We start from the raw sequence: 10306 nt of genomic DNA, 5'->3' as shown, positions 1-10306 counted from the left end.
TTTGATGGAGACTCAACATGACCACGCTTCTACTCTACAAAGACATCAAGGCCCTCAACCGCGAGGAACATCAAACTCTCAAGTTGCAGCCTTCGGAAAACTGCGGGTTTGCGGCGGATACTCATCTGGTGCCTGTGGCCGGGCTGGAGTTCTTCCAGGCCGCACGTCATTACCCGCTGGTCTTTATCGGTGAAGGCGCACAGGCCACGCCGATCGCCTTGCTTGGTCTGGCGCAGGGGCACAATGGCTACCTGGATGATGAGTTGCGCTGGCAGGCCAATACCTACATCCCGGCCTTTATCCGCCGCTATCCCTTCGTGCTGGCGCAGGATGAGGCGAGCAACTTTACCGTTTGCTTCGATGCGGCGTTCAGTGGCTGGAATCAGCAGGATGGTCGTGACCTGTTCGACGCTGAAGGGCAGAACAGTGTATACCTGGATGAAATGATTCAGTTCCTGCAGAACTTCACTGCCGAGATGGAGCGTACCCGTGCGTTTGTGGAAAAGCTCAATGCCTTTGAGTTGCTCGCTCCGCGTACGATCAAACTGACCCACAGCAGCGGCGAAAGCTTTGTGCTCAGCGACTTCCTGGCCATTGATGAAGAGAAGTTTCTGGCACTCTCCGATGAACAGGTGCTGGAGCTGAACCGTGCCGGTTTCCTGGGTTGGATCTATGCCCACCTGATGTCGCTGGGCAACGCCAATCAGCTGTTCGATAACTTTTTATCGAAAAAACAACAGGCGCAACGGGTGACACATTAACTGTGTAAGTGCCTTTTTGAGTCCCGCTGGCTGATCTCAGGTGAGGCGTGTTAGTCACGCTTCATTTGGGGCCGCCTCATACGGGCGAATTCATTATTGAGCGCTTTTGATGTTTGACGAAGTCAAGTTGCGTCTGTGTTAGGCAATAAAAAAGCCGGCTTGTGGCCGGCTTTTAGGGGGTGGTAGCTACTTATTTTTGGTAAGCAGCGACCGCCTTGTTAATCAGGTTGCGGGCCTCGTCGGCGCCAGCCCAGCCTTCAACCTTGACCCACTTGCCCTTCTCCAGATCTTTGTAGTTCTCGAAGAAGTGCTTGATCTGCTCGATCAGCAGTGGGGGCAGGTCGGTGTATTCCTGTACGTCTTTGTACAGCACGGTCAGTTTGTCGTGCGGTACGGCAACCAACTTGGCGTCGCCGCCGGCTTCGTCGCTCATCAGCAGCACGCCAACTGGACGGGCGCGGATAACCGAACCTGGTGCCACTGGATATGGAGTGACAACCAGTACGTCGAGGGGATCACCGTCGTCAGCCAGGGTGTGCGGGATAAAACCGTAGTTGGCCGGGTAGAACATCGGGGTGGCCATGAAGCGGTCGACCATCAGGCAATCGGTGTCGTGGTCGATTTCGTATTTGATCGGCGCGTGGTTGGCCGGGATCTCGATGGCGACGTAGATGTCGTTTGGCAGGTCTTTACCAGCTGGGATCTTGCTGTAGCTCATGGGGCGACTCCCGAAGGGTGGGCCAAAAAAGTGGCGCGATTATAGGCATATTCACCAGGGGTTGCTACGCCGGGATGCCTAGCCATTGGTCGCGAACCCACTGTCTTCAGTTCTGACCTGGTAGTCGGGGTTGCTGGCTTGCAACTGCTGCAGGCGTGCCAGTGGATCCTGCCGGTAGAACAGCGCCAGCTGCGCGTACACCGCCGGGAAGGCGCCGGCGAGCAGGTCTGGGGCGCTGAAGAAGTATTCGCTGGTGACGGCGAAGAATTCTGCCGGGTTTTCCGCTGCATAAGGGTCGATGGCGGTGTCGGCCTCGGGATTGGCATCCAGCTCTGCATTCATCTGATCAAAGGCGCTTTGCATGGCTTGGGCCCACGCCTGCACGGCCATAGTGCTGTGCAACGGCGGCAGGCCGTTGGCGTCGCCGTTAAGCATGTCCAGCTTGTGCGCCAGTTCGTGGATCACCAGGTTGTAGCCATCCCATTGGCCGCTGGCCTGCACGCCTGGCCAGGCGAGGATCACCGGGCCTTGCTGCCAGGCTTCGCCGCTGTGCTCGGCGTCCCATTCGTGGACCACGCCGCTGGCGTCGCGGTGGCGCTGCGGGCTGACGAAGTCATCTGGGTAGAGGACGATCTCATGGAAGCCCTGATACCAGTTGAGATCGGCCAGGTGCAGCAGCGGCAGTTCGGCCTGCACCGCCAGCAGCAGGCGCGCCTGGGCGTCGAGGTCTACGCCGGGCAGGGCGCTGAGGTGTTTGTGATGCAGAAACAGCACAGCGCGTTCGCGCAGGCGCTGCTGTTCGGCGTCATCCAGGCCATCGAGGATCGGCAAGTGCTGCAATACGGCCTGCCACTGCGCACTGCTGACAGGATGACGGGCAAGGATGCGCTGGCGACGCCAGGCGCGGAGCGACCACATGGACTCTGCTCGGACGGTGGAAAGCGCCCACCATAAGCCGGGTGTCAGTGCTGGGCAAGTCGGCACAAAGGCTGCAACGGCATGCTTATCTGCGACCTGGGAGGGCTGCCAATGTCGATCGAGCGTCTGCATCATCCCACCATCAAGCTGCTCTGCGGCAACGGTCTTGACCTGCCCAACCAGGCCGCACGGGCCCGCGCGACCTGGCTGCCGCGGCGCGAAGGACAGCCGGCGGTGCTCCTGGTGGCGCTGCTCTGGGCGCGCGAATGCACTGATGTGGTGCGTAGCCTGGAGTCCTACCTGGATGGCCTGCTGGCCGACTGCTGTTGCACGCCGGGTGGCTGGAGCGAAGCTCAGGCGGCGCGGCAGGTGCTGGCAGCATTCAATCAGCAGCTGTTTCGTCAACGCCAGGCTGGACGCAGCATCGCGCAACTGAATGCCGGGTTGCTGTTGCTGCAGAACGGCGAGGCGCAGTTTCTCCAGGCCGGGGCCATCGGTTTACGGCGCTATCAAGGCGGCACCACGCAGAGCTTGATCGGCCGCGATGGCCTGCAGCTGGGCGCTCAGGCCGAACTGGCGCTGGTGCAGCACAGCCTGACCCTTAATCCTGGCGAGCTGTTACTGCTGGCACCGCAGCCGCTGCTGGATCTGGCGGACTTGCAAGGCTTTTGCGGCGCGGGCGATACCCTGCAAGGCGATCCATTGCCGGAGCTGCTTGCACCATTGCTGCAAGCCCCCGGCGCAGCTGTTTTATTGCTGCCGGGCGAAGCCGATAGCGCGCCTGAGCAGGTCCCGCGCAAGCCCTGGCGCGCGGTGGTCGATGCGCAACCTGGTTTGCAGCTGGATGGCTGGGTGCTGCTCTCGGCCTGCCCCTACGGTCCGCCGGGGCGGGTGTTTCGCGCCACCGATCCGCATGGGCGTGAGGCCATGCTGTGGCTGGCCGAGCGGGATGCGGATGAAGCATTTTGGCAGCGCGAGTGGGCGCTACGGCGCAGTCCGATGGCCAGCCTGGCGCAGGTGATGTCCTCGCATCAGCCGCGTGAGCATGCCTTCTGGCTGTTCGAGCCTGCGGGCAAGGGTATGCGTAACCTGAACGACTGGGTGGCGGCCCACGGTCCGGTCGATGGTTTGACGATACTGGCTGTGCTCGAACAGTTGATCGCCGCCGTACGCGGTTTGCAACGACGCGGCATGCAGGGGCTGTGGCTGGCCCCGCGCAATATTCTGCTGGATGACGGCGGCCGCCTGCTGTTGCTGCCCGAACATGCCGCGCTATTGCCTGGGGTGGCGCCGCAGGCAATACCCGCGCAGGCGGTGCCGCTGGCGCCCGAGGTGCGCGCCGGGCAGACCGTGGATGGCCGCGCCGATCAGTTCGCCCTGGCAGCGCTGGCCTATTGGCTGTTCAGTGGGCGTTGGCCCGAGGCAGCGCAGGCGGATGCGGGCTGTCATAGCCGTTATATGCCATTGGCGCAGTTCAGCATGCGGGTGCCAATCGGCTGGGATGGTGTGCTGGCGCGGGCGCTGGCGCCCAGGCCTGAAGCGCGCTTCGAGGCGCTGTCGGAGTTTGAGCAGGCGTTGCGTCAGCCGTTACTGCATCAACCGGCACCTTTGCGTCGCACACGGCGCTATCGGCAGGGCTGGCACCTGGCGGCGTTGGTTCTGTTGGTGCTGCAACTGGGCGTGGGTTTGTGGCTTAGCCTGGAAGGCTGAGGGGCTGAGCCAGCGGCGCACTGTGCGTCGCTGGCTGGGCAGGTTACGGCGCGGTGAAGTCTTCGGTAATCGGCAGGACAAAACTCTTGAACTCGGTGTCTTCCTTGAAGCCGATGGATTCGTAGAGCTTGTGGGCGACCTCGTTGTCGACGCTGGAGGCCACGCGCAGACGCACAGCGTTGGTTTCCTTGGCCATCTGCTTGGCGGTCTGGATCAGACGGTCGGCCACCAGCTGGCGGCGTGCATCCTGGCAAACGTAGATGTCGTTGAGAATCCACACGCGCTTGAGCGACAGCGAGGAGAAGCTCGAATAGAGCTGGCAGAAGCCAAGAATCTTCTCTTCATCATCGGCCATGGCCAGGTAGATCACCGATTCCTTGCGGCTGATGCGCTTTTCCAGAAATTTGCGCGAGGAGTCGGGGTAGGGCAGCTGGCCAAAGTGTTCGCGGTAATTGACGAACAATGGCGTGAGTTGATCCAGATGCTCCAGGGTCGCTTGGACGATGCGCATGGTGAGCCTCTACTTAAAGTCATGTGGATGGCTTCGGCAACACGGCAGCGCTGCCTGCGAACGACCCCGATGCTGCCTAAAGCTTTTGGAAAGTGCAATCCAAACAAGCGTTTGGTTGTAGTTTGCGGAAATTCCCCATCATCCAAGCAGAAAGTTCTCGCGCGGCACCCCGCCGGCCAGCAGCGGCACTTCGGCCTCATCCTTGAGGTTGACCCCCGACAGTTGGCGGCGGCAGGCCTCGCGCATCAGGTACAGCAGGCGGTGGCTGGCCATGGCGTAGCTCAGTCCTTCCTGGCGCACGTTGGAGATGCAGTTGCGGTAGGCGTCGGTCAGGCCGACCTTGGGTGCGTAGGTGAAGTACAGCCCCAGGCTGTCCGGTGAACTCAGGCCGGGGCGTTCGCCGATCAGGATCACCACCATGCGTGCGCCGAGCAGTTCGGCCACTTCATCGGCTACCGCCACGCGGCCCTGGCTGACCAAGGAGACGGGCGCCACGCTCCAGCCTTCGGCAGCGGCCTGCTCCTCGATATGCGCCACCATGGGCAGGGCGTTGCGGTGCACGGCCAGGGCGGACAGGCCGTCGGCGATGACAATGGCCAGGTCGTAGCCGTCCGGATTGTTTTCGCGGTGCTGACCCAGCAGCTCGGCGGATTCGTGACTTAAGCGCCGACCGAGATCCGGGCGTTGCAGGTAGGTGTCGCGGTCCTTGGCGGCGCTGTGCAGCAGCAGGCTTTGCCGATGCTGGTGAGCCAGGCCGGCGGCCAATGCGCCGTGATCAAACGGCAAGTGCACGGCATCGCGGGCCTGGGCGTGGGCGAACTGGAAGTCCAGCTGCGCACGGGTCGGCATGCTGGTGCCGGCGCGGCCGAGGGCGATACGTGCCGGGGTGAGGTTACGCAGTTGCTGCCAGGGATTCTCGCTGGCGCCGCTGAGTGGGCTGTCATCGTACATAAGCGGCTCCTTAGTTAACCAAGCTGCGCCAACGCCTGACGAAACGCCGGCGGCAGGCTGTTGCCCATGCGCGGGCGGCCATCGGCCTGGGTGAAGATGCCCATGCGTTGCAGCCAGGCTTCGAACTCGGGGGCCGGTTTCAGCCCCAGGCTCTGCCGGGCATACAGCGCGTCATGAAAGGAGGTGGTCTGGTAATTGAGCATCACGTCGTCGGAGCCGGGGATGCCCATGATGAAGTTGATCCCGGCCACGCCAAGCAGGGTCAACAGCACGTCCATGTCGTCCTGATCGGCTTCGGCGTGGTTGGTGTAGCAGATGTCGCAGCCCATTGGCAGGCCCAAGAGCTTGCCGCAGAAGTGGTCTTCCAGGCCGGCGCGGATGATCTGCTTGCCATTGTACAGGTACTCCGGACCGATAAAGCCGACCACGGTATTCACCAAAAACGGCTTGAAGTGCCGCGCCACCGCATAGGCGCGGGTCTCGCAGGTTTGCTGGTCGAGGCCATGGTGGGCGCCGGCAGACAGCGCGCTGCCCTGGCCGGTTTCGAAATACATCAGGTTGTCGCCGAGGGTGCCGCGTTTGAGGCTCAGGCCGGCGTCATAGCCTTCCTGGAGAATTTTCAGGCTGACGCCAAAGCTGGCGTTGGCCGCTTCGGTGCCGGCAATCGACTGGAACACCAGGTCCAGCGGCACGCCACGGTTGATCGCCTCGATCGAGGTGGTGACGTGGGTCAGCACGCAGGCCTGGGTGGGGATTTCATAACGCTGGATGATGCCGTCGAGCATCTTCAGCATCTCGCAGATCGAACTGATGCTGTCGGTGGCCGGGTTGATGCCGATCATGGCGTCGCCGTTGCCGTACAGCAGGCCGTCGAGAATGCTCGCGGCGATGCCGGCCGGTTCATCGGTCGGGTGATTCGGTTGCAGACGGGTGGACATGCGCCCGCGCAGGCCGACGGTGTTGCGAAATCGGCTGACCACACGGATTTTCTGCGCTACCAGTACCAGATCCTGCACGCGCATGATCTTCGATACCGCAGCGGCCATTTCTGGCGTCAGGCCGGGGGCGAGCGCGCGCAGGCTGGCTTCATCGGCGCTGTCGCCGAGCAGCCAGTCGCGAAAGCCGCCGACCGTCAGGTGGCTGACCGGGGCGAAGGCCGCCAGGTCATGGCTGTCGATGATCAGCCGGGTGACCTCATCCGCTTCGTAGGGAATCAGCGCTTCGCTAAGGAAATGCTTGAGCGGAATATCGGCCAGGGCCATCTGCGCCGCGACCCGTTCGCCGGCATTGCTCGCCGCTACACCGGCGAGAAAGTCGCCGGAGCGCGCCGGGCTGGCCTTGGCCATGACCTCGGCGAGGCTGTCAAAACGGTAGGTTTCACCGCCTACCGTATGCTGAAAACTGGACATCGCGTGTCTCCCAAACGCCACGTTGGCGCAGCACGATCATGCTGCGCCAACGTGACGGGTATTACTTGAGCGCGGCCTCGGCTTTACCGATGGCGACGAATTCTTCTTCCGGCGTACCGGCCACCAGATGATGGCGACTGTACAGGGCGAAGTAGGCGATCAGCACGGCGTAGATAATCGCGGCACCAATCACCACCCGTGGGTCGACCAGGAAGCCGGCAACCACGGCCACGCAGGCCAGCACCAGGGCGATGCCTGAGGTTACGATGCCGCCTGGGGTGCGATACGGGCGATGCATCTCCGGACGACGCACACGCAGGGTGATGTGTGCGGCCATCATCAGCACGTAGGAGATGGTGGCGCCGAACACCGCCACCAGAATCAGCAGGTCACCCTGGCCAGTCAGCGACAGAGCAAAGCCGATCAGGCCAGGCACGATCAGCGCCAGTACCGGGGCCTTGTTCTTGTTGGTCAGCGACAGCGAACGCGGCAGGTAGCCGGCGCGCGACAGGGCGAAGATCTGCCGGGAGTAGGCGTAGATGATCGAGAAGAAGCTGGCAATCAAACCGGCCAGGCCAATTAGGTTGACGAAGCTGCTCATCCAGGTGGACTCGCCGTAAGCAATGGTCAGGGCTTCCACCAGCGGGTTGCCGGAGGCCATCAACGCGTTGGCGCCGGCGCCGCCTGGGCCCACCACCAGAATCAGCAGGGCAAAGGCCAGCAGCACAAGCATGGCGCCGATCAGCCCGCGCGGCATGTCGCGCTGCGGGTTGCGGGTTTCTTCAGCGGCCAGTGGCACGCCTTCGACCGCGAGGAAGAACCAGATCGCATAGGGGATCGCCGCCCACACGCCGACATAGCCGAACGGCAGGAAGCTGCTGGCGCCGGTGGCTTCAGTCACCGGAATATCGAGCAGGTTGGCCACCGAGAAGTGCGGCACCATCGCGACGATAAACACGCCGAGGGCAATCGCCGCCACGGCGGTGATGATAAACATCAGCTTTAGCGCCTCACCGACGCCGAAGATATGGATGCCGATAAACAGCACATAGAAGGCCAGGTAGATCGCCCAGCCGCCAATGCCGAACAGCGACTCGCAGTAGGCGCCGATAAACACCGCAATCGCCGCTGGAGCAATGGCGTATTCGATCAGGATCGCTGTACCGGTGAGAAAACCGCCCAAGGGTCCGAAGGCGCTGCGGGCAAAGCCGTAGCCGCCACCGGCGGTGGGGATCATCGAGGACAGTTCAGCCAGGGAGAAGCACATGCACAGGTACATCAGCGCCATCAGCAGGGTGGCGAGAAACATGCCGCCCCAGCCGCCCTGGGCTAGACCGAAGTTCCAGCCGGCGTAATCGCCGGAAATCACGTAGGCAACGCCCAGGCCGACCAGCAATACCCAGCCTGCTGCGCCCTTCTTCAACTGCCTGCTTTGAAAGTAATCGGCATCGACCTGCTCTAAATCGGTGCCTTGCGGTAGACCTACCGCACTGATTTGTTCTGCTGCCATGGGAATTCCTTATCAACAAGCTGGCCGCAGCGCACGCCCGGTCAGGCTTGTAGGTATTTGAGGGAAAAGTGTTACCCAGTGGATCAGCAACCGCTGTGCCAACTACGCCTCTGGTCTAGACCTGGGCGCGGGCTGGCAGGCCGATGTCGTTTCCGAGCATCGGCTGCGGTTGCGCAGGGGGTCAGAAAAAGCCGAGTGGGTTGATGTCGTAACTGACCAGCAGGTTCTTGGTCTGCTGGTAGTGATCGAGCATCATCTTGTGGGTTTCACGGCCGACACCGGACTTCTTGTAGCCGCCGAAGGCAGCATGGGCGGGGTATAGGTGGTAGCAGTTGGTCCATACGCGACCGGCTTTGATCGCTCGGCCCATGCGGTAGGCGCGGTTGATGTCGCGGGTCCACAGGCCGGCACCAAGGCCGAACTCGGTGTCGTTGGCAATCGCCAGGGCTTCGGCTTCGTCCTTGAAGGTGGTGACGCTGACCACCGGGCCGAAGATTTCTTCCTGGAACACGCGCATCTTATTGTGGCCCTTGAGCAGGGTCGGCTGGATGTAATAACCGCCGTCCAGGGTGCCGCTGAGTTTTTCCACCGCACCGCCGGTGAGCAGCTCGGCACCTTCCTGCTTGGCGATTTCCAAGTAGCTCAAGATCTTGTCGAACTGCTGCTCGGAGGCTTGCGCGCCGACCATGGTGTCGGTGTCCAGCGGGTCGCCACGTTTGATCTGCTCGACCTTCTTCATCACTTCTTTCATAAAGGCCGGGTAGATCGATTCCTGCACCAGCGCGCGGGATGGGCAGGTGCACACCTCACCCTGGTTGAAGAAGGCCAGCACCAGGCCTTCGGCGGCCTTTTCGATAAAGCTTGGCTCGGCCTGCATGATGTCTTCGAAGAAGATATTTGGCGATTTGCCGCCCAGCTCCACGGTGCTCGGAATGATGTTTTCGGCGGCGCATTTCATGATATGCGCGCCCACCGGTGTCGAGCCGGTAAAGGCGATCTTGGCGATGCGTTTGCTAGTGGCCAGGGCCTCGCCCGCTTCTTTACCGTAACCCTGCACCACGTTGAGCACGCCCGGCGGCAGCAGGTCGCCGATCAGCTCCATCAGCACACTGATGCCCAGCGGGGTTTGCTCGGCCGGTTTCAATACCACGCAGTTACCGGCGGCCAGGGCCGGGGCGAGTTTCCAGGCGGCCATCAGCAGGGGGAAGTTCCACGGGATGATCTGCCCGACCACGCCCAGCGGTTCATGGATGTGATAGGCCACGGTGTTGCCGTCTATCTCGGCGGCAGAACCTTCCTGGGCGCGCAGGCAGCCAGCGAAGTAGCGGAAGTGGTCGGCGGCCAGCGGAATATCGGCATTCAGGGTTTCCCGTACGGCCTTGCCGTTGTCCCAGGTTTCGGTGATGGCCAGCACTTCCAGGTTGGCTTCGATGCGGTCGGCGATCTTCAGCAGGGTCAGCGAGCGCTCTTGCACCGAAGTGCTGCCCCAGGCATCGGCGGCGGCGTGGGCGGCGTCGAGGGCCTTGTCGATATCCTCGGCAGTGGAGCGCGGGAACTCGGCAATCGGCAGGCCGTTCACCGGCGAGGTATTGGTGAAGTACTGGCCTTTGACCGGCGCGACAAACTCGCCGCCGATGTAGTTGCCATAACGGGATTTAAAGGAAACGAGGGCACCTTCGGTACCGGGATGGGCGTAACGCATGCTGAATATCTCCTGGTTCTTATGCTTGTTCTGGTGATGCAGCGAACGGCGCGCTGTGGCGCTTGTGCAGAGACAGAGCAAGGGCTGGGCCAGGTGCGCGTGATTCCCAATCTAGA

9 protein-coding genes are annotated in these 10306 nt (G+C 62.2%); 2 read left to right on the top strand and 7 right to left on the bottom strand.

Going from position 1 to position 10306, the window contains the following annotated elements; all coding sequences use genetic code 11:
* The first annotated feature begins 17 nt into the window (after nucleotides 1-17).
* Nucleotides 18-761 carry a SapC family protein gene (locus ALTER154_RS18430; RefSeq protein ID WP_160089254.1) on the top strand — a complete coding sequence of 248 codons (744 nt, stop codon included), beginning with the start codon at nucleotides 18-20 and terminating at the stop codon, nucleotides 759-761.
* Between the two features lie 190 nt (nucleotides 762-951).
* Here the strand turns inward: ALTER154_RS18430 and ppa are convergent, their stop codons facing one another.
* Together ppa and ALTER154_RS18420 are read right to left on the bottom strand one after the other, a co-directional pair.
* Complete coding sequence (ppa, locus tag ALTER154_RS18425; protein ID WP_090255657.1) at nucleotides 952-1479, bottom strand: inorganic diphosphatase; 528 nt, start codon at nucleotides 1477-1479, stop codon at nucleotides 952-954.
* 78 nt (nucleotides 1480-1557) lie between these two features.
* Nucleotides 1558-2397 (bottom strand): zinc-dependent peptidase, encoded by an 840-nt coding sequence (locus tag ALTER154_RS18420; RefSeq protein WP_160089252.1) that lies wholly within the window; start codon nucleotides 2395-2397, stop codon nucleotides 1558-1560.
* A 111-nt stretch (nucleotides 2398-2508) separates the two neighbouring features.
* Between ALTER154_RS18420 and ALTER154_RS18415 the strand changes: the two genes are divergently transcribed.
* Nucleotides 2509-4107: a SpoIIE family protein phosphatase gene (locus ALTER154_RS18415; RefSeq protein ID WP_160089250.1), complete on the top strand. Its 1599-nt coding sequence runs from the start codon at nucleotides 2509-2511 to the stop codon at nucleotides 4105-4107.
* A 43-nt stretch (nucleotides 4108-4150) separates the two neighbouring features.
* Here ALTER154_RS18415 and ALTER154_RS18410 read toward each other — a convergent pair whose 3' ends face one another.
* The 5 genes from ALTER154_RS18410 to ALTER154_RS18390 form a co-directional block, all read right to left on the bottom strand.
* Entirely contained in the window at nucleotides 4151-4618 is a 468-nt protein-coding gene (locus ALTER154_RS18410; protein ID WP_090255651.1) for a GNAT family N-acetyltransferase, read from the bottom strand.
* A gap of 138 nt (nucleotides 4619-4756) precedes the next feature.
* Nucleotides 4757-5569 carry an ethanolamine ammonia-lyase subunit EutC gene (gene eutC, locus ALTER154_RS18405; protein WP_160089248.1) on the bottom strand — a complete coding sequence of 271 codons (813 nt, stop codon included), beginning with the start codon at nucleotides 5567-5569 and terminating at the stop codon, nucleotides 4757-4759.
* Nucleotides 5570-5583: 14 nt separating this feature from the next.
* Nucleotides 5584-6978, bottom strand: a complete 1395-nt coding sequence (locus ALTER154_RS18400; RefSeq protein WP_160089246.1) for an ethanolamine ammonia-lyase subunit EutB — start codon at nucleotides 6976-6978, stop codon at nucleotides 5584-5586.
* Between the two features lie 61 nt (nucleotides 6979-7039).
* Entirely contained in the window at nucleotides 7040-8488 is a 1449-nt protein-coding gene (eat, locus tag ALTER154_RS18395) for an ethanolamine permease (protein WP_090255645.1), read from the bottom strand.
* 181 nt (nucleotides 8489-8669) lie between these two features.
* Entirely contained in the window at nucleotides 8670-10190 is a 1521-nt protein-coding gene (locus ALTER154_RS18390) for an aldehyde dehydrogenase family protein (RefSeq protein ID WP_160089244.1), read from the bottom strand.
* Nucleotides 10191-10306 lie beyond the last annotated feature (116 nt).

This window comes from Pseudomonas sp. 9AZ (assembly GCF_902506525.1).
GTDB classification, from domain to species: Bacteria; Pseudomonadota; Gammaproteobacteria; order Pseudomonadales; family Pseudomonadaceae; genus Aquipseudomonas; species Aquipseudomonas peli.
The sequence above is the reverse complement of the archived record's forward strand: the minus strand, read 5'-3'. Positions and strand labels throughout refer to the sequence as shown.